This is a genomic window from Micromonospora sp. WMMD734 (genome assembly GCF_049178975.1).
In the GTDB taxonomy this organism is placed as follows: domain Bacteria; phylum Actinomycetota; class Actinomycetes; order Mycobacteriales; family Micromonosporaceae; genus Micromonospora; species Micromonospora wenchangensis.
In genome coordinates this window covers 1,490,963-1,514,607 of sequence record NZ_JBMHMK010000001.1, presented here as the reverse complement: position 1 = coordinate 1,514,607, position 23,645 = coordinate 1,490,963, and the positions used below count along the sequence as shown (strand labels likewise).

At 73.6% G+C, this 23,645-nt stretch carries 18 protein-coding genes; 4 read left to right on the top strand and 14 right to left on the bottom strand.

The features are described 5' to 3' along the window. Positions 1-75: 75 nt before the first annotated feature. The 14 genes from ACN267_RS06170 to ACN267_RS06105 all read right to left on the bottom strand — a co-directional run bounded on the left by ACN267_RS06170 (position 76) and on the right by ACN267_RS06105 (position 19,251). Complete coding sequence (locus ACN267_RS06170) at positions 76-1,884, bottom strand: hypothetical protein (RefSeq protein WP_421488162.1); 1,809 nt, start codon at positions 1,882-1,884, stop codon at positions 76-78. 23 nt (positions 1,885-1,907) lie between these two features. Further along, positions 1,908-3,164 carry a cytochrome P450 gene (locus ACN267_RS06165; protein ID WP_204960402.1) on the bottom strand — a complete coding sequence of 419 codons (1,257 nt, stop codon included), beginning with the start codon at positions 3,162-3,164 and terminating at the stop codon, positions 1,908-1,910. A 31-nt stretch (positions 3,165-3,195) separates the two neighbouring features. Next, the gene (locus tag ACN267_RS06160; RefSeq protein ID WP_421488161.1) at positions 3,196-5,064 is read right to left on the bottom strand and encodes an ABC transporter ATP-binding protein; all 1,869 of its coding nucleotides are present in this window, start codon (positions 5,062-5,064) and stop codon (positions 3,196-3,198) included. Further along, positions 5,061-7,094, bottom strand: a complete 2,034-nt coding sequence (locus ACN267_RS06155) for an ABC transporter ATP-binding protein (protein ID WP_204960401.1) — start codon at positions 7,092-7,094, stop codon at positions 5,061-5,063. The genes ACN267_RS06160 and ACN267_RS06155 overlap by 4 nt, the downstream gene beginning before the upstream one ends. After that, positions 7,091-9,109: an FAD-dependent oxidoreductase gene (locus tag ACN267_RS06150; RefSeq protein ID WP_421488160.1), complete on the bottom strand. Its 2,019-nt coding sequence runs from the start codon at positions 9,107-9,109 to the stop codon at positions 7,091-7,093. The genes ACN267_RS06155 and ACN267_RS06150 overlap by 4 nt, the downstream gene beginning before the upstream one ends. Beyond that, complete coding sequence (locus ACN267_RS06145; RefSeq protein ID WP_204960399.1) at positions 9,106-9,900, bottom strand: SDR family oxidoreductase; 795 nt, start codon at positions 9,898-9,900, stop codon at positions 9,106-9,108. The genes ACN267_RS06150 and ACN267_RS06145 overlap by 4 nt, the downstream gene beginning before the upstream one ends. Further along, on the bottom strand, positions 9,897-11,045 hold the full coding sequence (locus ACN267_RS06140; protein ID WP_204960398.1) for an acyl-CoA dehydrogenase family protein: 1,149 nt from the start codon (positions 11,043-11,045) through the stop codon (positions 9,897-9,899). Before ACN267_RS06140 ends, ACN267_RS06145 begins: the two co-directional genes overlap by 4 nt. Continuing rightward, positions 11,042-14,218: a 3-phosphoshikimate 1-carboxyvinyltransferase gene (gene aroA / locus ACN267_RS06135; RefSeq protein WP_421488159.1), complete on the bottom strand. Its 3,177-nt coding sequence runs from the start codon at positions 14,216-14,218 to the stop codon at positions 11,042-11,044. The genes ACN267_RS06140 and aroA overlap by 4 nt, the downstream gene beginning before the upstream one ends. 21 nt (positions 14,219-14,239) lie before the next feature. Beyond that, positions 14,240-15,130: an SDR family oxidoreductase gene (locus tag ACN267_RS06130; protein WP_239485944.1), complete on the bottom strand. Its 891-nt coding sequence runs from the start codon at positions 15,128-15,130 to the stop codon at positions 14,240-14,242. Next, positions 15,127-15,384: an acyl carrier protein gene (locus tag ACN267_RS06125; protein ID WP_421488158.1), complete on the bottom strand. Its 258-nt coding sequence runs from the start codon at positions 15,382-15,384 to the stop codon at positions 15,127-15,129. Before ACN267_RS06125 ends, ACN267_RS06130 begins: the two co-directional genes overlap by 4 nt. Positions 15,385-15,417: 33 nt before the next feature. Continuing rightward, positions 15,418-16,548, bottom strand: coding sequence for a radical SAM protein (locus tag ACN267_RS06120; protein ID WP_204960395.1), 1,131 nt, complete (start codon positions 16,546-16,548; stop codon positions 15,418-15,420). A 15-nt stretch (positions 16,549-16,563) separates the two neighbouring features. Beyond that, complete coding sequence (locus tag ACN267_RS06115) at positions 16,564-17,286, bottom strand: Phenylacetic acid catabolic protein (RefSeq protein ID WP_204960394.1); 723 nt, start codon at positions 17,284-17,286, stop codon at positions 16,564-16,566. A 161-nt stretch (positions 17,287-17,447) separates the two neighbouring features. Further along, the gene (locus ACN267_RS06110; protein WP_204960393.1) at positions 17,448-19,010 is read right to left on the bottom strand and encodes a class I adenylate-forming enzyme family protein; all 1,563 of its coding nucleotides are present in this window, start codon (positions 19,008-19,010) and stop codon (positions 17,448-17,450) included. Further along, positions 19,003-19,251: an acyl carrier protein gene (locus tag ACN267_RS06105; protein ID WP_204960392.1), complete on the bottom strand. Its 249-nt coding sequence runs from the start codon at positions 19,249-19,251 to the stop codon at positions 19,003-19,005. The genes ACN267_RS06110 and ACN267_RS06105 overlap by 8 nt, the downstream gene beginning before the upstream one ends. Before the next feature lie 204 nt (positions 19,252-19,455). Between ACN267_RS06105 and ACN267_RS06100 the strand changes: the two genes are divergently transcribed. The 4 genes from ACN267_RS06100 to ACN267_RS06085 all read left to right on the top strand — a co-directional run bounded on the left by ACN267_RS06100 (position 19,456) and on the right by ACN267_RS06085 (position 23,610). After that, positions 19,456-20,601, top strand: a complete 1,146-nt coding sequence (locus ACN267_RS06100) for a helix-turn-helix domain-containing protein (protein ID WP_421488157.1) — start codon at positions 19,456-19,458, stop codon at positions 20,599-20,601. Next, the gene (locus tag ACN267_RS06095; protein WP_421488156.1) at positions 20,522-21,937 is read left to right on the top strand and encodes a sensor histidine kinase; all 1,416 of its coding nucleotides are present in this window, start codon (positions 20,522-20,524) and stop codon (positions 21,935-21,937) included. Before ACN267_RS06100 ends, ACN267_RS06095 begins: the two co-directional genes overlap by 80 nt. Continuing rightward, a complete protein-coding gene (locus ACN267_RS06090; protein ID WP_281896734.1) occupies positions 21,930-22,637 on the top strand; it encodes a response regulator in 708 nt (235 codons plus the stop codon). The genes ACN267_RS06095 and ACN267_RS06090 overlap by 8 nt, the downstream gene beginning before the upstream one ends. A gap of 118 nt (positions 22,638-22,755) precedes the next feature. Then, on the top strand, positions 22,756-23,610 hold the full coding sequence (locus ACN267_RS06085) for a hypothetical protein (protein WP_421488155.1): 855 nt from the start codon (positions 22,756-22,758) through the stop codon (positions 23,608-23,610). The last annotated feature ends 35 nt before the right edge of the window (positions 23,611-23,645 follow it).

Sequence of the window (23,645 nt, the reverse complement as noted above, 5' to 3'; positions counted from 1 at the left end):
ACGACCGATAGAACACTATCAGTCACCATCGACGCCCGGCATCCGTCCACGGCATCCGGTGACCCGCCCGCCGCGCTACGCATCGCGCCCCGATCCCCGGGCCAGCACCGGCACGTCCCGCCACGCGTCCGGCCCGGCCCCGGCGGGCGGCACGGACCGGCAGACCACGTACCCGGCCGGCGCGGCCACCCCGGGTCGGCCGGGCAGCGCGTCGAGGACCCGCCGGTGCAGTTCCCGCGGCGAGCGTTCGGAGGCGGCCACGTACACCGTCACCCCGCCGTCGCCCGCCGGGTCGACGAGGGCCGCCGCGGGGACGCCCCCGGCCACCTCGCCGACCAGGTCCGCCACCGCCTGCGGGCGGACCCAACCGGCCGGGGTGGACACCCAGTCGCTGCCCCGGCGGGCCGGGGTCAGGCCGATCCGCCCGGCGATCTCGGCGACCCGCACCTCCTCGGCGACCGCGTCGCACAGCAGCGTCTCGATCCCCCGGATGACGGTCTCGCCGAGCGCCCCCGGCAGGTACGCCGTGTCGACCAGCAGCCCGAGCCGGCACCGGCCGTCGCCCAGGTTGCTGGCGGCGACGTAGAACCTCATGTCGCTCTTGGACAGCGGCTCCAGTCGGGAGTAGTGGGAGTCGCGGCGCAGCACGGCGAGCCGGTCCGGCCCCGGGTCCGGGTCGGTCGTGGCCCAGTCGCTGCCCCGGTGCCCGTTGTTGAAGTAGGCGGACAGGTCGAACGCCACCCCGCGTCGCCGGCCGACCCGCTCGACCACCCGGCGCACCTCGGCCGGGTCGCACTGGGCCCGCCGGTACGCGTCGAACGCCGGCCGGTGCAGGTTCCGGATCGCGGTGAGCAGGTCGACGTCGTCGTCGACCCGGTGGACCAGGAGTGCGTCCAGGGTGTTCAGGGCGATCAGGTCGCGGCTGTCGCGGTCCAGCCGGTTGCCGGCGATCAGCTTGAACACGGCGGTGTGGTGCCCGTTGTAGGCGGTCAGGATCAGGGTGGTCAGGGCGAGCAGCACGGTCGAGAACGACGTGCGGGTCCGGGTGGCCAGCGCGGTCGCCGCCGCGGTGACCGCCGCCGAGTCCAGCAGGTGCCGTTCGACGGGCTGGCCGCCCGTCGGCGCGGTCGGCAGGTCGAACATCGAGGCCGGCGCGACCGACAGCCCCTGCTCCCAGTGCCGCAGCCCCAGCCGGCTGGTCTGCTGCCCGGCCGGCGACTGCTGGAAGGCGGCCTGCGTCAACGGCTGTGGCACCCCACCGGCCGGCCGGTGGGGTGCCGGCGGCGCGGCGGGGGCCGGCGATGGCGCGGCCTGACCCGACGGCGGCGCGGCGGGGGTCGACGGCGGCCCGGTGAGCCGGTCGAGCAGCAGGCCGGTGAGGGTGGTGAAAGCCCAGCCGTCGAACGCCAGGTGGGATCCGACGAGGGCGACCGCGCTGATCCGCCCGGCCCGGTCGCGGGCGCAGCCGACCCGCAGCGGCCACTGCGCCTCGTGGTCGAACGCCGCCTCACTCAGCGTGGCGACCAACTCGTCACCGACCCGGGCCGGGTCGCCCTGGTCGTCGACCACCACCACGTCGTACGCCCCACTCGCGGCGACCTCCTGGCGCGGCCCGTCGGCCCGCTGGACGTACCGGGTCCGCAGGGTCTGGTGCGTCTCGACCAGGTCCCGCAGGACGACGGTCAACCGGTCCGGCGCGACCGGTGCGGGCAACACCAGGGCCCGGCCGATGTTGAACTGGTTCGCCTCCTTGCCGAACCACTGCATCGGCCCCCACATGACGCTCTGTGCCCAGGTCAGCGGCCCGGCACCGGCCCCTTCCCCGGTGAACGCCAGACTGAACGCGCCGGCGTCGGTGCTGGTGTCGGTGCTGCTGTCGGTCACCCCGTCCCCCTCCCCGGTGCCCACTACGCCCGCGCCGCCGGCGCGAACGGGCCGGACGACCTCGGCGTCAACCGCAGCGGCAGGTGGTCGAGCCCGCGGAACGCCGGGCTCTTGACCTTGACCAGCTCACCGATGAGTTCGATGTCGTCGGTGCGGTCGAGCAGCATCCGCAGGAACGTGGTGGCCTGCAGGCGGGCCAGGTGCGCGCCGACGCAGGTGTGGATGCCCGCCCCGAAGCCGAGGTGACCGTCGGTCACCCGGTCGATCCGGTAGTCGTTCGGGTCGGGGAACTTGCGCGGGTCCCGGTTGCCGGCGGCGAACGACAGCTCTACCCGGGCGCCCTGCGGGATGGTCGTGTTGCCGACCACCACGTCGGTCGTGGCGGTGCGGAAGACGTTCTGCACCGGCGGATAGAACCGGGCGGTCTCCTCGATCGTCGGCCCGATCAGCTCCGGCCGCTCGCGGACCAGGCGCAACTGGTCGGGGTGGTTGAGCAGCGCGTCGAGCATGTTGCCCAGGAAGTGGGTCATCGTCTCCTGCCCGCCGACCAGCAGGGTGAGGCACAGCCAGAGGATCTCGTTCTCGGTCACCCCGCCGGTGGCCGCGGCGGCGAACAGCTTCGACACCACGTCGTCGCGGGCCGGCTCGTCGCGCCGCCGGGTGAGCAGGTTGCCCAGGTAGCCGGAGAGTCCGGCGACCGATGACAGCGCCGCCTTCGCGGCCTGCAACCGCAACGCGTTCTCGTCCGGGTCCTGCGGGGCGTCCTCGCCGACCTTCGCGTTGGCGATGAAGCTCTCCAGCACACCGGCGGTGAGCTTGAGCTTGGCCAGGTTGTCGTCGGGCACCCCGACGATGGTGGTGATGACCTTCACCGGTTGCAGGATGATCGCCTGCTGGACCAGGTCGATGTCGCCGGTGGCCACGGCCTCGTCGAGCAGGTCGCCGCAGACCCGCTCGATGAACGGCCGCCAGAACTGCACCCCGCGCGGGGAGAAGTCGTGCCGGATCAGGGCGCGTAGCCGGGTATGGTCCGGCTGGTCGAGCCCGAACAGCACGGGCAACGTGGAGCGGTGGTAGGCGATCCCGTCGGCCGAGGACAGGCCTGCGTGGTTCTTCGCCGCCAACCGGACGTGCTCGTAGCGGATCACCAGCCACATGTCGCGCTGGGCCAGGTACAGCGGCTCCTCGGCGCGCAGCAGCTCGGCGTAGGCGGGGTACGGGTCATCCATGGACTCGGGCGAGAAGGGGTCGAACTCGTCGGTCCGTGTCGCGCTGGTCACTGCCATGTCCTCCGCAATCGTTGGGGGCCGGTCACCGGTACGCCCTGGCCTGGAGCTCGAACATCTCGGCATACTGACCCCCGGCGGCGAGCAGGTCGGCGTGGCTGCCGGCCTCGGCGACAGCGCCGTCGGCGAGCACCACGATCAGGTCGGCCAGTTGCACGGTGGAGAACCGGTGGGACACGAACACACTGATCGCACCGGTCCGGGCGGCCACCTCCCGCGCCTGCTCGCGGTAGCGGGCGAACAGGGCGTACTCGGCCTCCGCGTCGAGCGCGGCGGTCGGCTCGTCCAGCACCACCAGCAGCGGGTCGTCGCGCATGAACGCCCGGCCGAGGGCGAGCTTCTGCCACTGGCCGCCGGACAGTTCCGCCCCGTCGGTGTGGCTGCGGCCCAGTGGGGTGTCGAGTCCCTCGTCGAGCTGCCCGACCAGGTCGTCGGTGCCGGCCCGGCCCAGCGCCGTACGGACCGCCTGGTCGTCGTCGCGGCGGGGCAGGTCGCCGACGCCCACGGCCTGCCGGGCCGGCAGCTCGAAGCGGACGAAGTCCTGGAAGCCGGCGGCGATCCGCGCACGCCAGGCCGGCAGGGACAACGCGGCCAGCTCGACGCCGTCGACGAGGATCCGGCCGGACGTCGGCGTCAGCAGGCCGCAGAGCAGCTTGACCACTGTGGTCTTGCCGGCGCCGTTCTCGCCGACCACGGCGACCGTGGCACCGGCCGGCAGATGCAGGTCGAGACCGTCGACCACCGGTTCCGCGCCGCCGGGGTAGCACAGCGTGACCCCGGCCAGCCGGATACCCTCCCGCAGCCGGGCCGGCGGCGCACCGGCGGCGACCGACCCGAGAGCGGCTGTCGACCCGGCACCGACGGTCGGCCCGGCGGCGGTGTGACCGGGCGTCGGGTCGCCGGGCGTCGGGTGCCGGTCGGCGGTGCGGACCAGGTCGTGCACCTCGTCGAGCCGGTGGTAGACGCTGCGCAGCCGCTGGAGGTCCTGCAACACCCCCACCGCTCCGGCGACCTGCTGGTTGACCTGGGCGGCGATGGTCACGACCAGGATCACGTCACCCACCCCGCGACGGCCGGCGACGGCGTCGCGCAGGATCAGCAGCACCGCCAGCACGTAACCGGCGGCGAACGCCAACTGCCCGGTCATCCGGACCAGGCTCGCCACCAGCTGGGCCCGCCACAGCCGTCGGGTGGCGTCCTGCCAGTGCCCGCGGTGCCGCCGCCGCACCTCCCCGGTGAGCCCGAAGATGCGCAGCTCCTTGCCGGCGGCGGCGTCGGTGGCCAGCCGGAACAGCCCGGCCGCCCGGCGGGTGGACTCGGCTCCCGCCTCCCGGGCCCGGTCCACCGTCCGCTCCGCCCACCGCCCGGCCAGCAACGGCGGCACGGCGGCCAGCGGCAACAGCAACAACAGTGGATGGAGCACGGCCAGCACCACCGTCGTCAATGCCATCGCCACGGCCAGGCCGACGCCGGTCAGCACGGCCTGTAGGCCGACCCGGAGCTGCTCGACGTCCTGCTCCAACACAGTGATCTTGTCGGCGAACGCGGACCGCTCGAAATGCGCCATCCCCGGCGTGCCGTTGGTGGCGTCCATCAACTCCTGGTGCACGTGCAGGACGTCGAGTTCGGCGAGTTCGAAGTAGGCGATGTGGGCGAAGTGACCGAGGGTCAACCCGGCGATCAGGCCGACCGCCACGCCCACCCCGGCGAGACTCGCGGCGACCGACCGGCCGGCGGTGACCGCGTCGAAGAGCACCCGCAGCAGCACCGCCACCAGCGGCCACGCCACCGCACCCGCGACGACCAGGACCAGCGCGGTGAGCGCCTTGCGCCGGTCCTGGCGCAGCGACGTGCGCCACAGCGCCCAGCCGGCGGAGAGCACGCCCCGGTTCACCTGACGCTCCGCGTCGACCCGATGTCCACCGCGCCGCCGTCCGGTCCGTCGACCGGCGCACCGGTGCCGGGATCGTCCGGCGCAGGGCCGGCGTCGGAACGGTCCGGCGGCGGGGTGTCGGCGGCGGGGGTGGCGAAGCGTTCCGCCTGGAGGGTGAACAGCCTGGCGTACCGGCCGCCCCGGTCGAGCAGTTCCGCGTGCGAGCCCTGCTCGGCCACCCGCCCCTCGGCCAGCACGACGATGTGGTCCGCCCGGCGGACGGTGGCGAACCGGTGCGAGATCAGGATCGTGGTGACCCCCGGGGTGGCGGCGATGATCTCGTCGAAGAACCGGGCCTCGGCCCGGACGTCCAGACTGGCTGTCGGCTCGTCGAGGACCAGCACCGACGCGCCGTGCCGGAGGGCGAACAACGCCCGTGCGATGGCCACCCGCTGCCACTGCCCGCCGGACAGGTCCACCCCGTCGCGCAGCTGCCCGCTCAGCGGGGTGTCCAACCCACGCGGCAGCGCGTCGAGGGTGGCGAGAATGCCGGCGGCCTCGGCGGCGGCCCGGATGCCGTCCCGGTCGTCGGCGTGCCGGACCGCCCCCAGCGCGATGTTGTCCGCCGCGCTCGTGGCATACCGCAGGTAGTCCTGGAAGATGACGGCGAGGTCGCGTCGCCAGCGGGCCGCCGGGAGCGCGTCGATCGGCCGGCCGCCCACGGTGATCCGGCCCGCGTCCGGCAGCGCCAGCCGGGACAGCAGCTTGACCAGCGTGGTCTTGCCCGCTCCGTTGAGCCCGACGATGGCGGTGCAGGCCCCCGCCGGCAGGGTGAGATCCAGGTCGGTGAAGACCGGCGTCGCGCCGTGCGGGTAGCGGAACGACACCCCCTCGAACCGGATGTCCGCCGCCGGGGCGCGCTCCGCACCCGCCGCCGGTTCCGGGTCGGCGTCGGCCGGATCGTCGTCGGTCGGGCCGTCGTCGGGGGACGTCCGGTCGCGCATCCCGGCCCGGAACTCGCCGACGGCCCGGTAGGCGTTCATGCCGAACTGGGTCTGCACGTCGGCCTCGGGATAGAACTCGCCGAGCTGCACCGCCGCCAGTACCGCCTGGATCACCAGCGCCAGCCGGGTCAGCCCCACCTGGCCCTGCCCGCCGGCCAGCCCCAGCGCGGCGAGGACCGCGACGAGGACCGTCAACCCGACGGCCGTGTAGAGGAAGTACGGCCGCAGGTAGACCCGCCGCCGTTGCGCCCACACCGGACGCATCCAGTCCAGGTACGCCTGCCGGTACTGCTCACGCAGCCACGGCAGCAACCCGAAGATGCGGATCTCCTTGGCGGCCGGCCCGCCCATCGCCACGCCCCGGAAGTAGGTCAACCGGCGGACCCGGGCCACGACCGACCCGTAGATCGCCGCGTAGCGGCGCAGGCCGCCGCGTTGGCCGTGCCGGAACGCGAGCACGGCGACGAGCAGACCGACCCCCGCCGGCCAGGCGAAGGCGGCCCCGACGACCACCGCGTACCCGAGGAGTTGCCCGTAGCGGGCGAGCAGGGCCAGCATCCCGGCGCCCGCCGCCCCCGGGCTCTGGATGCCGTGCTCGACCTCGCGGGACGCCTCGGTGAGCTGTTCGAGCAGCGTCTGGTCCTCCAGCGGGGCGGTGCCGGTGCTGCCCAGCGCGGCCGCCATCAGCTCGTCGGCCACCGCGCCGTCGATCCGACGCTGCACCAGCAGGCCGGTGGTGACCTGGAGCTGGGCCAGCAACTGCTGGGCGCTGAGCGCCCCGGCGGCCACCACGAAGGCGGTCACCAGGTGCCCGAAGGCCGGTGACTCGACGCCGTCGCGGACCGCCTGCGGCAGCCAGCCGATCATCCGGCTCGTCGCGACGACGAACAGCACAGGCGCGGCGGCGAGCAGCAGGTTCACCAGTACGGCGGCGGCCACCGCCGGGACGCCCGCCCGGGGCAGCAGGGTGACGATGCGCCACCGGTCCACCGCGGTCCGGCGGACCACCCCGGCCACGACGCCGGCCGTCGTCGCGTCCTCGGTCATGCCGGCTCCCCCACCCGCCGGGTCCGCACGGCCCGCTGGAACGCCAACGCGGCGTCGTGTCCCTCGGCGAACGCCCGGACCGCGTCCAGCCCGGTGGTGTCCCGGGCCCCGCCGACCACCCGGTGCCACACGCCGGCCCGGCGTACGGTGTGCACCAGGGCGTCGGCGGGCAGTTGGCCGGCGGCGACCACCACCGTGTCGGCGGGTACGGACCGGGCCGCTGCGGTGCCGTCGACCAGGCGTACGGCGTCGGGGTCGATCCGCAGGTCCCGCACGCCCGTCACCACCTGGACCCCCCGGTGGCGCAGCTCGGCCAGCACCGCCCAGCGGGTGGAACGCCCCATCCGGGGGCCGAGCCGCCCGCCGCGCAGCAGGACGGTGACCTGCCGGTCCGGATGCTGGCTGGCCAGGTGAGCGAGGTCCACGGCGATGCCGCCGCCGCCGATCACGACGACCCGCCGCCCGAGCGCGTCGTCGGCGAAGGCCGAGCCGTAGTCGCGGACGTGCGGCAGCCCGTCACCGGGCAGGTCGATGCGGCGCGGCAACACCCCGGTGGCGACGATCACCCCGTCGTGACGACGCAGCAGGTCCTCGTCGGCGTCGGTGATCCGCCGGCCGGTGTGCAGCCGCCCGCCGAGCCGGGTCAGCTCGGCGGTGAGAAACCGGATCGCCTCGGCGTAGTCGGCCTTGCCCGGCACCCGGCAGGCCAACCGGAACTGGCCACCGGGCTCCCCGTCGGCCTCGTAGACCGTGACCCGGTGCCCGGCCAGGGCCAGGTCGTGGGCGGCGCGCAGCCCGGCCGGGCCGGCACCGAGCACGGCCACCGTGCGGGGCCCGCCCACCGGCGTCGACCCGGCCCGCACCGCCGGGTCGACGCGCGGTGGGGGCCCGTCCGGCGGCACCGGGTCGGCCTCCCGGCCGACGATCGGGTTGACCATGCAGGACACCGCCGCACCCACCAGCGACCTGTCGATGCACGCCTGGTTGCAGGCCACGCAGACGTTCACCGGCCGGCCGTGGCGGCTGCGCTCGACCAGGGCCGGGTCGGCCAGGAACGGCCGGGCCATCGAGATCAGGTCCAGCGGGGTGGCGGCGAGCACCGCCTCGGCCTGGGCCAGCCGGTTGATCCGGTTGCTGGCCAGCACGGGCAACACGCCCACCGCCGCCTTGACCGCAGCCGCGACCGGCACCCAGTGCCCCGGCGGCACCAGCGCCTGCACCGTCGGCACCGGCGACTCGTGCCAGCCGACCCCGACGTTGAGCGCGTCGGCGCCGGCGGCGGCGAGCGCGCGGGCGTACGCCGTCACGGTGTCCCGGTCCGTGCCGCCGGGCAGCAGGTCGTCGCCGGTCATCCGCATCACGACCGGGAAGTCGGGGCCCACGGCGGCCCGCACCGCCGCCACCACGGCCACCCCGAACCGCATCCGGCGCTGCGGGTCGCCGCCCCACTCGTCGTCGCGCCGGTTGGTCAGCGGGGAGAGAAACTGGTCGATCAGGTACCCCTCGGAACCCATGATCTCCACGGCGCTGAACCCGAGGTCACGCGCGTGCGACGCGCCCCGGGCGAAGTCTTCGACGATGCGGGCGACCGCGTCGGTGGACAGCGCGGCCGGGGTGAGCGGTGAGATCCGGCTGGGCACCGCCGACGGGGCGACCGGGTGCGGGCCGCCGGCGGCCGGCCGGGCGTACCGGCCGGCGTGGAAGAGCTGGAGGGCGAGCAGACCGCCGGCCGCGCCGACCTCCCCCGCGACCCGGCGCAGCCGGGCCCGGAAGGCGGTGTCGTCGAGCACCCCGGAGCTCGGCACGTCGACGCCGGCCGGGTCGACCGCCGCGCCGCCGGTGACCATCAGCCCGGCGCCGCCGCGCACCCGGGCCAGGTAGAACGCGGCCAGTGACCGGCCGCCGTCGTCGCGGTGGTCCCAGCCCAGGTGCATCGCCCCCATCACGATCCGGTGCGGCAGCACCAACCGGCCGATCCGGCCGGGCCGCAGCACCCGCTCCAGTCCGGCCGTCATGTCAGCGGACCACTCAGGTCCCGGCTGAACGGCGGTGAGACGATCGACAGTCCACCGTCGACCACCAGGGTCTGCCCGGTGACGTACTCGGCGGCCGGGGAGAGCAGGAAGGCGATCACGTCGGCGACCTCCTGGGCGGTGCCCATCCGCTGCTTGGGGATCAGCGGCAGCACCCCGGACAGCGGGGCCATCCCGGGCACGTCGTAGAAGTAGCCTGACGACTCGGTCTCGATGATGCCGCCGTTGACCGCGTTGACGTTGATGCCGCGTCCGGCGAACTCCACGGCCATGTACCGCACCCATGACTCGATCGCCGCCTTGGCCGCGCCCAGGTTCGCGTACGTCGGGTAGGCGCGGATGCTGCCGTAGCTGGACAGCGCGACGATCCGGCCGCCGTCGGGCATCAGCCGCACCGCCTGCTGCGCGCCGAGCACGAACGAGCGCATGTTCATCGCGTACGACCGGTCGAGGTGGTGCGGCTTGAGGTCCATGATGTTCTTGAACGAGCTGGCCGCCGCGTTGCACACGAAGTAGTCGAGGGTGCCGAACTCCTGCGCGGCCACCGCGAAGAGCCGTTCGATCTCCTCGGGTTGCTCCATGTCGGCGGCCACGGTGACGGCCCGCCCGCCGAGCTGGGTGATCTCCTTGCGGACCTGCTCGGCCAGTTCGGCGTTCTTCTTGTAGTTGACCACCACCGAGCCGCCGCCCCGGGCCAGGGTGAGCGCCAGCGCCCGCCCGATGCCCCGGGAGCTGCCGGTGATCAGCGCGGTACGGCCCTGGAAGGCGGTCACCGGCCGGCCGCCAGGATCTCCCGGGCGATCACGGTCTTCTGGATCTCGTTGGTGCCCTCTTCGAAGCGCTGCGCACGGGCGTCGCGGTAGACCCGTTCGATGGTGCTGCCCTCCCAGTAGCCGATGCCGCCGTGCGCCTGCAACGCCTTGTCGGTGACCCGGGTCAGCATGTCCACCGCGACCAGCTTGGCCATCGAGGACAGCGCCCCGGCGTCGCTCTCCCCGGCCTCCCAGCGGCGGGCGGCGTGCAGGGTGAGCTGCCGGGCGGCCTCGATGTCGGCGGCGTTCTCGGCGAGCGCGAACGCCACCGCCTGCCGGGCGGTCAGCGGCTTGCCGAAGGTGACCCGGTCGCGGGCGTGCTCGACCGCCAGCTCCTGCGCCCGGCGGGCCAGCCCCACACAGGTCATCGCGACGCCGATCCGGCTCGGGGTGAGGAAGCCGCCGAGCGCGACGGCCAATCCGTCACCCTCCCCGCCGAGCCGGTTGGCCACCGGCACCGGCGCCCGGTCGAAGATCAGGTGCGCGTGGTCGGTGCCGCGTACGCCCATGGTGTCGGGCATCGGTTCGACCCGGACGCCCTCGACGTGCCGGTCGACCATCAGCGCCACCGTGCCGTCCTTGCCGGTGCTGCCGTCCAGCCTGGCGAACAGCAGCCAGTAGTCGCAGCTCACCCCGAAGGTGATCAGGTGCTTCTCGCCGCTGAGCAGGTAGGTGTCGCCGTCGCGTACGACGCTGGCGCGCAGGTCGGCCCCGGTGCCGGCGGTGGGTTCGGTGAGCGTGAACGCGACCCGCAGGTCCCCGGCGACCTGCGGCAGCACGAACTTCTTGCGCTGCTCGTCGGAGGCGAACTGGTCGATGGAGCGCCACACCCCGTTGCAGACGTGCACGATCATCCGCAGCGAGGCGTGCGACATCGAGAACAGTTCGAGCAGGTGCAGGTACTGGGTGAAGGACAGGCCGGCCCCGCCGTAGTCGACCGGCGCGGCGAGCCGCAGGTAGCCCCGGTCGCGCAGGTCCGTCCAGAGCTGCGCGGGGACGTTGCGGTCGCGTTCGATCGCCGCCGCGTACTCCTCGCCGGGGCCCCGGACGAACGCCTCGACCTCGCGGGCCAACGTCGCGAACGACGTGTCATCGGCCTGGGTCACTCTGCCTCCTCGCCGATCGTTGCGCTGATCTGGTCACGCAACACGAACTTCTGCACCTTGCCGACCACGTTGCGGGGCAGCGCGGCCACCGTCTCCAGCCGCTCGGGCCAGTACTGCTTGGCGACCTTGTGGTCGTCGAGGAACCGCTGCATCCCGGCGAAGGTGAGTTCCGCGCGGGTCACCACGAACGCGCAGGCCCGTTCGCCGAGGCGGGGGTCGGGCATCGCCACGATCGCCACCTCACGCACGGCGGGGTGGGTGTGCAGCAGCTGCTCCACCTCGGCCACCGGGATCTTCTCGCCGCCCCGGTTGATCACGTCGGTCACCCGGCCGGTGATCCGCAGGTAGCCGGCGTCGTCGATGGTGGCCAGGTCGCCGCTGCGGTACCAGCCATCCGGGGTGAGCGCCGCCGCGGTCAGGTCCGGGCGGTCGAGGTACCCGGCGAACAGGCAGTCCCCGGCGACCTCGAAGTTGCCCTCCGTGCCGGGGCCGAGCACGGTGCCGGCGTCGTCGGTCACCCTGACCCGGACCCCCTGCAGCGCCCGTCCGTCGGTGCCCCAGGCGTGTGCGGGCGCGTCGGTCGGCGCGCTGAGCGTGCCGAGGCACGATTCGGTCGAGCCCCAGGCCCCGCAGACCGCCGCGCCGAGGGTCCGGGTGGCGTGCTCGGCGAGGTTACGGGGCACCGCCGCGCCGGTGGCGACGAAGACCCGCAGCGCCGGCGGCGGCTGCCCGCCCGTCTCCACCGCCTCGACGAGGTCGGCGAGGAAGGGGGTGGCCGCCTGGACGAAGGTGGCCCGGGTGTGGTGCAACGTCTCCAGCGCGGTCCGGCCGTCCCAGATCGGTTGCAGCACCACGGGCGCGCCGATGGTGAACCCCAGCCACATGCCGTACAGGAAACCGGTCTGGTGGGCCAGCGGTGACGGGACGAACAGCCGGTCGGCGGCGGTCAGGCCGAGGTGCCGGGCCTGCATGGCGGCGGCCCGGGTGAGCGTGTCGACGCGGTGCAGCACGCCCTTCGGCTCGCCCGACGTGCCGGAGGTGAACATCAGCTGGGCCAGGGCCGCCGGGTCGGGCCGGCCGGCGGCCGCCGCGTCGTCGGGCCGCTGCCGGGCCAGCGCCGGGCCGAACCACTGCCACCGTAGGCGTGTGGTGTCCGCCGGCAGGCCGGCGGTGCCCGCCGGCGTGGGTGCGCCGTCCACCGGGGCTCGGCCGTCCGAGGTGGGGTGGCCGTCCGGGGTGGGGTGGCCGTCCGGGGTGGGGTGGCCGGCGACGACGAGGACGTGGGCCACGCCCGGGGCGTCCGGGCCGGCCAGCATCGCCGCGGTCTCGGCGAGGTACGCGCGACCCCGGAACCGGTCGGGGACCACCAGCACCCGGGCCCGGGAACGGCGTAGCAGCCGGCTCACCTCCCGTTCCCGGAAGAACGGCATCAGCGGGCAGCAGACCGCCCCGATCCGGGTGGCGGCCAGCGTGAGCACCACGAACTCCGACCAGTTGGGCAGCTGCCAGGCGACCACGTCGCCGGGGCCCACGCCCAGCTCCCGCAGCAGCGACGCGGCCCGGTCGGCGGCCCGGTCCAGGTCGCGCCAGCTCGTGGTGACCCCGGCCCGGCCGGGAGAGGCCGCCTCGAGCACGGCCGCGTCGTCGCCGCGTGCCTGCGCGTGCCGACGGACCAGCTCGGCCACCGGGATGGCGGCCAGTTCGGCAGGCGTGGCCAGTTCGGCAGGCGTGGGCAGTTCGGCAGACGTCGGCGGGGCGGCCGTCGGCACGGCCGGGCCGGCGGAGCGGCCCGGCGACGGACGGGTGCCGGTCGTGCCGGCCGCCCGTCGACCGGCGGGGCGCGGGTCGGTGGGCCGGGGCAGCCGGCGGGCGCGGGCCCGGTCGACCGACATGTTGAGGCCGACGCCGTTCATCTGGTCGAGGAACTGCGGGAACGAGATCCGGTGGGCGTTCGGGTAGGTCAGCCGGCTCTCACCGATGGCCCGGGAGGCGGCCACCGCCAGCGCCATCAGCACCCGGTGGTCGTTGAACGAGGACAGGTCGGCCTCGCGCAACTGGCCGACGCCCTCGCAGACGAGCCGGTCGCCGTCGAGCCGCAGCCGGCCGCCCATCCGGTTGAGTTGCAACATCGCGGTGACCCGGTCGGACTCCTTGAGTCGTACGTGGGCCACGTGGTCGAGCACCGTGGTGCCGTGCGCGTGGGAGCCGAGGACGCTGAGCACCGGCAGCATGTCGGGCACCGCTCGGCAGTCCACCCGCACCGGGGCCAGCCGCAGCCCGTCGTGGCGCACCCTGATCCAGCCGGTCGCCGGGTCGCGGGTCAGCGGCACGCCCATGGTGGTGAGGCTGTCCAGCAGGTGCGCCTCCGGGTGGTCCAGCTGGTCGGCGGGGACCGCCGGCAACCCCCGGAACAGCACGTCGGACGGGTGCAGGGCGGTCGCGGCCAGGCCGAACGCGGCGGCACCGACGTCCGGCGGCAGCCGGACCACCGCCGGGGTGGGCCGCTGACCGGGTTCGATGTCGTACCGGCGGCCGTCCGCGCTGACCTGCACGTGCAGCCCGAACTGGCGCATCATCGCCACCGTCAGGTCGACGTAGGACCGTTCGTTGAACTCGCCCGTCACCTCGACCACGGTGGGGCCGGTGGCGAACGGGCTGACCAGCAGCAGGCTGGAGATCCACTGGGAGAGCGTGCCGGGGATCCGCACCCGGCCACCGGTCGGCGGGTGGGCGGCGACCCGGATCGGCAGCAGCCCGCCGGTGGAGGTGATCTGCACGCCGATGCCCGCGAGGGCGTCGAGCAGCGGCCGGATCGGCCGCCGCCGGAAGTACTTCTGCCCGGTGATGCCGACCGGGGTCTCGGCCAGGGCGGCGAGCCCGGTCAGGAAGTAGAGCGTGGTGCCCGAGCTGCCGACGGAGACCTCCGGACGCACCGGGCGGTACCGGCCGCCACGGACCACGAACGCGTCGTCCTCGACGGTGACGGCCGTGCCGAGGTCCCGCAACGCCCGGATGGTGTGCTGCACGTGGCCGGCGTGGCAGGCCCCGTGGATGCGACTGGTCCCGTCGGCCAGCGACGCGAGCATCAGCGCCCGGTGCGCGTGGTACTTCGACGCCGGGACGTCGAACTCGCCCACGAGTGGCTCGGCCGTGCCCTTGATGACGAGACGCACAGTCCCTCCCCGCAGTGTGTGTCAGCCGGCGGTGTCTGGTGGCGGCGGTGTCGCCGGAGCCGGGTCCGGCCCCGGCCCCGGCTCCGCAGCGGGGCCGGGGGTGGCAGCCGGGCCGGGGGCCGGGACGCCGCCGAAGACGGCGTGCATGCCGCCGTCGGCGTGCACCACCTGCCCGGTGGTGTACCGGGACAGGTCCGACAGCAGGAACAGCACCGCACCGACCACCCGGGCCGGGTCGGCCCGGTCCCAGCCCAGCGGTGCCCACTGCTCGTACTGGTCGGCCAGAGCGGAGAAGGTGCGTACCCCGCGCGCCGACACGGTCTCGACCGGCCCGGCGGCGACCAGGTTGACCCGGATCCCGGTCGGGCCGAGGTGCATCGCCAGGTAGCGGCAGACCGCCTCCAGCGCCGACTTGTAGACCCCCATCCACCCGTATCCGGGCAGCGCCCGGGTCGAGTCGACGGTCAGCCCGACCACCGCGCCACCGCCGGGGGCCTGGCTCAGCAGCGGCGACAGCGCGGTGGTGAGCTGCTGGAACGAGTACGCCGAGGCGCGGAACCCGTCGAGCACCCCGCCGGCCGCAGCGGTGACGAACCCGGCCCCCAACGCGTCCGGCGGGGCGGCGGCGATGCTGTGCAGCACCCCGTCGAGCTGGCCCCATCGGCTGCCGATCCGCTCCGCCAGCTCCTCGACGCTCGCGTCGGACATCACGTCCAGGTCGAGCACCTCGGGGCGGGACGGCAGCAGCTCGGCCACCCGGCGGGTGATCCGGCCGACCCGCCCGTACGAGGTGAGGATGACCTCGCAACCCTCGCGTTGCAGGGCCGCCGCCACGTGCCAGGCGATGGACTCGTTGTTGAGGACCCCGGTGACCAGGTAGGTGCGCTTGTCCAGGCTCAGCAACGAGCTCAACTCGACGCGCCCGCCACGATCCGCTCGACGAGTTGACCGATGGTGACGTCCGCGAGTTCGCTGCGCGGGATCTCCACCCCGTACTCCTTGACGACCATGGCCATCAGGTCGGCGACGTCGAGCGAGTCGATGTCCAGGGCGTCGAACTTGGCGTCGGTGCTGATCGCGTCGTCCTCGACGCCGAGGTCGATCAGTTCGGCGCGCAGGCGCTCCTCGACGGCGGGGGCGGTGATCTCGGTCGATGGAGAAGTCATCCGGATGCTCCTTGTGTCTCGCAGGGGAATCGGCTAGGCCGTCAACGGGGCGCGGCGGGCGAAGTTGGTGTGGTGCCGTTGCGCCCAGTACCACTGACGCCAGTAGCTCTCGGCCAGCTCCAGCCAGGTCTCCAGCCGGCCGGTGTCGTCGAGGAACCGGTTCATGCTGACCAGCAGCCAGCTGTAGACGCCCTGGCTGTCCCGGCAGTCCGCGCAGTTGCCGGAGGTGCAGCAGAACTGGAGGGTCTGGTAGTCGGCGCCGTAGACGGCGAAGCCGTCCAGGACCGGGTTGCCGTTGCGGATCCGCTCGGCGTGGTCCGGGTGGTCCACGCTGATGCTGGGGCAGACGTCGTAGCCGAACTGGCCGTCCCAGTGGGTGCGGCCGGTGATCAGCGACTCGATGAAGTACGGGTGGCAGACCACCGTCTCCGGGTACGCCTGTTTGACCCGTAGCGCCTCGGCGAGGGTGCGCTGCTCGTTCTCGATCCGCAGGGCGTGGTCGCTGCCGTGGGCGGAGTAGAAGTTGAAGGTGACCTGGTTGCCGTTGTCCTGGATGGCCCGCACGGTCGGCTCGACGTACTGCAGGCCCTCCTCCGACAGGGCGTACACGAAGATCACCCGGGGGTCGTTGCGGTAGTGCCCGAGGGCGGTCTCGAAGAGGCCGGAGAACGACGAGCCGTTGACCCGGTAGCCGCGCAGCGCGTCGTCGAGCGGGCCGCCACCGAACAGGCTGATGGCGACCGCGACCTGCTCGAAGCCGACCATGGGCAGCGGCCGGATGCCGTTGGTGGAGATGGTCACGTACGGCAGCCGCTCGACGAACGGCACGACCCGGGGCAGCACCAGGGTCGGCTCGCCGCCGATCAGGGTCGCCTGGGTGACGCCCCGGGCCACGAGCGAGTCCACGAACCGGGAGATCAGCGCCGGGTCGGAGGTCTCCGGGACGGCCGCGTCGAAGCCGCCCTCGAAGTACCAGCACCCCTTGCACCGGATGTTGCAGGTGGTGGTGAGGTGCACCTCGGTCGCGCTGACCCGGCGGCCCATGTCCCGTACGACCTGCAACCGCGCGGCCAGGTCGGGCCGGTCGGCCAGCAGGGACGCCAGGCGGACCTTGGCCTCCCGCCGGGACAGCGGACGGGGATTGATCGCGATGGGGGTGGGCATGGGCGGGGCGTCCTCTCAGGTGGTCACGGCGGGGACGACGAGCCCCAGCGCGTGGATCCGGGGGATGACGGTGTTCTCCCACTGCTGCAACGCCTCACCGTTGGTGGTGCGCCGCAGGCCGTAGCGGACCGCCCGCTTGGACCGTTCGGACTCCGGGGTGCCGAACAGGTCGCGGAAGACCGGCCAGAGCCGGTCCAGCGCGGCCTGCAACTGCTCGCGGCCCTCCTCGGTGGCGGCGAGGTTGCGGCAGACCCGGGCCCCGTGCGCGATGTGGATCTTCTCGTCCAGGATGATCGTCCGGACCGCGTCCGCCCACGGCTTGTAGCTGCCCTGGGCGAACTCCTTGATCATGATCAGCGCGCTCTCCTCGCCGATGTACGAGTAGATCCCGCGCTCGGCCCAGGTGGTGCACTGGTGCAGCCGCTTGTCGGCGAAGAGCCGACGCTCCTCGATGGACTGGGACTCCATGTGCGAGGTGTCGATGCCGATCTCGGCCAGCACCCGCTTACCGATCTTGTAGTGGTCGTACTCCTCGGCGGCCCGTTCCGCGCACACCTGACGCTCCTCGGCGTTGGGCGCCAGCGGCAGGAACATCATGGTGTAGTCGTCTCCGCCGGAGAGTTCACCCTCCGTGTTGATCATGATCTGGCTGATCAGCGCCTTCTGGTAGGCCCGGGGCATGCGCTTCAGCTCGTCGGGGGTACGTACCACCACTTCTTCGTCGTCAAAGATCTCCACCGGCATAACGCAGCTCGCCTCCTGTTGGCATTGACACCCGCAAATTAGGGAAAAGGGGGCACCGACACTTACCCGGTACGACGACGGACCCGGAGGTGCCCCCGGTGGACCGATCTCCTGGCAAATCCCCCCGTTCCTCCTCGTCCGTCACCGACGGTGACTCAGGTCAGGTTCTTGACCGCCAGCCCCCGCACGTCCGACCGCTGGATCTTGCCGAGCGGGGTACGCGGAAAACTGTCGACCCCGAGCTGCGCCAGCGGGACGAACCGGCGCGGCACCTTGAACGCGCTGAGCTGCTTGAGCAGCAGCGCACGCCATTCGTCCTCCCGGGCGACCGCACCGGGCAGCAGGGTGTAGACCAGCACCAGCTCCACCCCGGTCACCGGGTGCGGCAGCGCGGCGACCACCGCGTCGGCGATCCCGGCGAGCTGCGGCACGACGTTCTCGATCTCGGCCGGGTAGACGTTCTCGCCGCTGACGATGACCATGCTGTCCATCCGGTCCACGATGGTCAGTTCGCCACGGTCGTCGAGGTGGCCGAGGTCGCCGCTGCGCACCCAGCCGTCGACCAGCCGGCCGGCGGTCAACTCGGGCGCGGCCTCGTACCGGGTGAAGATGCTCGGGCCGCGCAGCAGGACCTCCCCGCTCTCCCCCGGCGCGACGTCCAGGCCGTCCCCGTCGACGACCCGGACCTGGGCGAACGGCACCGGCAGGCCGGCGGTGCGCCGGTCCCCCGGCCGGCGGTCCCGGGGTTCCACCACGGTCAGCGAGGTCATCTCGGTCATCCCGTACACCTGGAACACCGGGATGCCGAAGGTGCTCTCGAACCGGTGGATCAGGTCGGGGCTGAGCGCCGAGCCCCCGGCGAGGACGCCCTTGAGCCGGCTGTCGGCCGGCCGCTGCGGTCGCTCGACCAGGTGTGCGAGGTAGGCGTTGACCACCAGGGTCCAGGTCGGGCGGTGCCGGTCCACGTAGTTCCAGAACCGGGCCAGCGCCACCTCCGAGCGGACGCAGACCGTGCGCCCGCCGGACCACAGCGGGGTCAGCGTGGGCAGGCCCTGCCCGCCGACGTGCAGCATCGGGATGACGTTGAGGTAGACGTCGTCGCGGCCCGCGTCGGCCCACTTCACCATCGCCAGCGAGTTGGCCAGCAGGGCGCGGTGCGACAGCACGACGCCCTTGGCCGCGCCGGTGGAACCCGAGGTGTAGACGATCTCGGCGTCGGCCGCCCCGCCGTCCGGCGGCGCAACCAGTTCCCCCCGGTAGGCGACACCCCGGTCGAGGACCGTGGCGAGGAACCCCTCCGCGTCGTCCACGGTCAGCCAGCGCCGGCCCGGCGACGCCTTCGCGGCCGTCGCCGACGGGCCAAGCACCAACGCGACGTCGGCGTGGGCGAGCAGGGTGTCCAGTTCGGCCGGGCCGGACTTCGGGTTCAGCGGCACCAGCATCCGCCCGGCGGCGATGACGCCGAGGAACAGCAGCGCGGCCAGTGACGAGTTGTGCAGCACCACGGCCACCCGGCCGCCCGGCGGCACCCGGTGCTCGTCGAGCAGCGCCGCGCAGCCCCGGGTGAAGGTCAGCACGTCGGTGAAGCTGATCTCCCGGCCCCCGGGTTCCGCCGGGAGCAGGTACGGGTCGTCGCCGTAGGCCGCCGCGGCCTGGGTGACGAGGTCCAGCAGGTTCGCCGTGTCGGTGAGGTTCGGCTCGGCCAGCGGACTAGGCATGCGACTCGTCGCGGACGGCGGCGGATTCCACGACCGCGCAGAGCCGGTTGACCGTGGGCGTGTCGAAGATGACGTCGACCACGTCCACCCCGTACGCCGCCTCGACCCGGGTCACGATCTCCACCGCGCCCACCGAGTCCATGCCGAGCTCGACGAGGTCGTCGTCAGGGCCGACGGTGGCCCGGTGGAGGACTTCGGCGCAGATCGACGTCATGTTCTCGTGCAGATCGGTCGTGGTCACTGAAGCGGTCCCCCCATGTCAGATCACCACACGGGCCACGGCAACGTTGCGGTAGCGGTCCCTTCCCCCAAGTCCGGGACTCGTCGGGACCATACTCAGTCGCGTCGTGAACCGTCCAGGGCAAGCGTCCGGGCAATCGGCGGCAAGCGCTCCCACCATCGTCACACGCCAATAGTCCATGTCATATCCGGATAGGATCGTGGCATGGGGAAGGGGCGACCGAAGGCCAGGCTGGTGCTCACCGACGAGGAACGGGAACAGCTCACGAAGGGGGCCCGCGCGGCACACTCGACACAGTCGTTCGCCATTCGCTGCCGAATCGTTTTGGCCTGCGCCGAGGGGGCCACGAATATCGAGGTCGCGACCCGGTTGAACGTTTCACCAGCGACGGTCGGAAAATGGCGTTCCCGGTTCGCCGCCGCGCGGCTGCCGGGGCTCGCCGACGACCCGCGTGCCGGCCGGCCCCGCTCGGTCCGGCCGGAGCAGGTGGACGGGGTGGTCGCGGCCACCCTCGACGCCACCCCCGCCCCGGCGCGACGCTGGTCCCGGGCATCGATGGCCACGTACAGCGGGCTGTCGGCGTCCACGGTCGGTCGGATCTGGCGTCGGTTCGACCTGCGCCCCCACCTCCAGGACGGCCTGACCCTGGCCACCGACCCGGGGTTCGTCGCCCGGGTGGTGGCCCTGGTCGGGCTCTACCGCCAGCATCCGGGGCGGACCCTGGCGCTGTGCGCCACCCCCCGCGACGACCGGCCGGCGACCGGCCACCCGGTCGATCGGGGTGGTGGGCCGCCGGCCGCCGGCCCGCCACCGGGGTACCGGCCGGTGCCCGCAGCGCCCCGGCCGGAGCAGCTCGTGGCCACCGCCGGGGCCGACCCGGACCGGCCCTGGCACGCCGGGGCGTACCGGCGGTTCCTGGTGACGGTGGACCGGGCGGTGCCCGTCGACCTGGAGGTGCACCTGGTCGCCGACGACCCGGCGGTGCACGACGCCCCGGCGGTCCGGGGCTGGTTGACCCGCCACCCCCGCTTCCACCTGCACCTGCTGCCGGCTGGTGACTCCTGGGCCGGCCAGGTCCACAGGTGGTCGCGGCTGCTCGCCGGCCGCGATCCGGCCGCCGCCGGGCCGACCCCGGGCCACCCCGGGGAGCCGGTTGCCCACAACGCCGACGGTCCCGGGCCCCACGCCGCCGGGGACGCCACCGGCCTAACGACTGCGGCACGCTGGGTGGCCGGCGCGGAGGAGATCCACCGGGCGCGGGTCCGACATCATGAACGGACTTCCGGCGCATCGACATCTGTCGAACGGGAGGTGTCTGGACGCCTGTCCACCCTGCCAACCGGCATGTGAGATGACAAAGTCGCATCGTGCCCCGGCCCGGAACGACGGGTGCGGGCACCGCGCCCGGGGCGGCGACACCCCCACGCTCCTGACGCATCATGGTCGGGTGCGACGTACACCGCTGGGCCGGCCCGTCACCGTGGCCCGGCTGTCGAGGTCGACAACACGGTGGTGGGCGTGGCTCGGCCGGCATCCCGACGTGACCGACACGGTCCTGGCCCTGTTCCTGTTGGCGCTGGCCGTGCCCCGGTTGGGTTTCATCGGCGTCGGCGCCCGCTGGCCACCCGACCCGGTGGCCGTGCTGCTGGTCGTCGCCGGCACCGTACCCCTGGCCCTGCGGCGGCGTCGGCCGGCGACCGTGCTGGCGGTCGTCTCGCTGGTGACGGTGCTGCACCGGCCGCTGACCGGCACCGCGGTCCCCGACTTCCTCGCGGTCCTCATCGCCGTGTGGACGGTCGGCGCGCTGTCTCCCGCACCCGTCGCCCGGACCGCCAACGGCGTCGCCCTGCTGGTGGTGCCCACCGCCCTGCTGCCCGGCCTCGACGTGGCCCACCCCGAGGAGGTGCTCCGCAACTACGTGTTGTTCGCCATCGTCTGGGCGTTGGGCAACCAGCACCGGCGGGGCGCCGAGGCGCGCGTCGCGACCGTCCGCGAGCGCGAGGCGCGGCTGACCCAGCAGCGGGAGAGCCTGGTCCGGGAGGCCGCCGCCGCGGAGCGCCTGCGGCTGGCCCGGGACCTGCACGACGTCGTCTCGCACCACGTCACCCTGATGGTGGTGCAGGCGGACACCACCCGGCGCGGGGAGGCGTCGACCCTGTCGCCCCGGACGGCGGGAACCCTGGAGTCGATCTGCGCCACCGGCCGGCAGGCGATGACGGAGATGCGGCGGATGCTCGCGGTGATCGACGTGGAACCGGCCCCGCAGCCGGTGCTCGACGCCGATCTCGCCGGCCTGCTCGACCGGACCCGGGCCGCCGGGCTCTGCGTGGACCTGCGCACCCGCGGCGTACCGGTTCCGCTGCCGCCCGCGGTCGCCGCGCCGGCCTACCGCGTCGTGCAAGAGGCGCTGACCAACACGCTGCGGCACGCCGGGCCGCAGGCCCGGGTGGGGCTCACCCTCGCGTACGAGCCGGGCCGGCTCACCATCCGGGTCGTCGACGAGCCGGCGGTCCCCGGGCCGCTCCCGCCCGACCCCGGCACCGGACGGGGACTGGCCGGGATGCGGGACCGGGTGACCCAGCTGGGCGGCACGGTGCGGGCCGGGCCGACCCCGCCGGGGGGCTTCGAGGTCGTCGCCCACCTGCCGCTGCCGACCCCGTCGGACGGGAGCGCCGGCCATGGCTGACGGCCACCCGGAGGCCGGCGGGCCGGCGGCGGTACGGGTCGTCGTCGTCGACGACCAGCCGCTGCTGCGGGACGCCTTCGCGGCGATGCTCGACGCCGAGCCCGGCATCACTGTCGTCGGCACCGGGGACGACGGTGCGGGCGCGCTGCTGCTGGCCCGTCGGCTGCGCCCCGACGTGCTGGTGATGGACATCCGGATGCCCCGGGTCGACGGGATCGAGGCCACCCGGCTGATCACCGCGCTCCCGGAACTGGCGACGACCCGGGTGCTGATCCTGAGCACCTTCGGGCTCGACGAGTACGTCGCCGCCGCACTGCACGCCGGGGCCAGTGGCTTCCTGCTCAAGGACGGCCCGTCGGAGGACCTCGTCCGGGCGATCCGCAGCGTCGCCGCCGGGGAGGCGGTGCTCTCACCGCAGGTCACCCGTCGTCTGATCGACAGTTTCGGCCACCTGCTCGGCCGGGCCCGACCGGCGCCGCCGGCGCTGTCGCGGTTGACCCCCCGCGAACGGCAGGTACTGGGTCTGGTGGCGGCCGGGCTGACCAACGCGGAGCTCGCGCGGGAGCTGCGGGTCGGCGAGCGGACCGTCAAGACCCACATCGGCGCGATCTTCGCCAAGCTCGGGCTGCGCGACCGGGTCCAGGCGGTCATCTTCGCCTACGAACACGGGCTGGTCGCCGGCCGGCCGCCACCCCGGTAGGGCGGCCCCTCGTACCGTGGGCGGACCCGGCGGGCGGCCCGTGGTCCGATGTGCCCGCCGCCGCCCGTGCCTACGGTCAGGCGCATCGATTCCCACCCCTGTGGACGGAGACCTGATGATGCGACCATCGACTGCGCGGCCCGGCGGCTGGCCCGCCCGGGGCGCGGCCCTGCTGTCGGCCCTCGTACTGGCCCTGGGCGCGGCCCTGGTGGCGGTGACGCCGGCCGCCGCGACACCCGTTCCGGCGGTGGCCGGCAAGGCGTGCGTGTTCGTCCGGGTCAGCGGGGCCCACGGGTTGGGCCACACCGGCTGGGGCTACCAGTCGTCGACCACGACGTACACCTACGGGGCGACCGAGAACCCGAGCAGCAGCCCGTACGTGCCGGCCGGCGGCGACATCGGCTACTGGAAGGAGTCGGGCTCGTTCACCTCGATGGTCAACGCGATGAAGACACGCGGGTACGACGAGTACACCTGCACCACCGTGGCCAGCCGGCAGCCGGCCGCCGCGGCGGCCGAGGCCCTCGCGGTCAGCGGCGGCGGCTACGCGGCGGCCACCAACAACTGCATGGACCACACCTACCGCATCCTGACCGCGTACGGGGTGGGTTTCCCCGCCCAGCCGTCCTGGAACTGGGCGCCCCGGACGTGGTTCGACAAGATCACCGACGACCCGGCCTGGTCCCTGCCCGTGGTCATCTCCAGCCCGCTGGGCGTCTGGAAGGTCACCTACTGCTGGAAGAACTTCACCTGCGAGGTCAGCGAGCCCTGGACGTTCAAGACCGACGGGCGGGTCTATCTCACCGATTCCAACGGGAACGTGATCTCCGGGCCGTACACCAGCACGCCGCCGACCGCGAGTTGGCTCATCGGCACCGCCACCTACCTCGCCACGGTCGACGGCACCACGATGAAGGGCACCATGTCCACCCCCACCGGCCAGACCGGGACCTGGTCGGCAGAGCGCAAGTGACCCCGGTCCCCGGATCGCGGTGACCGCGGACCGGC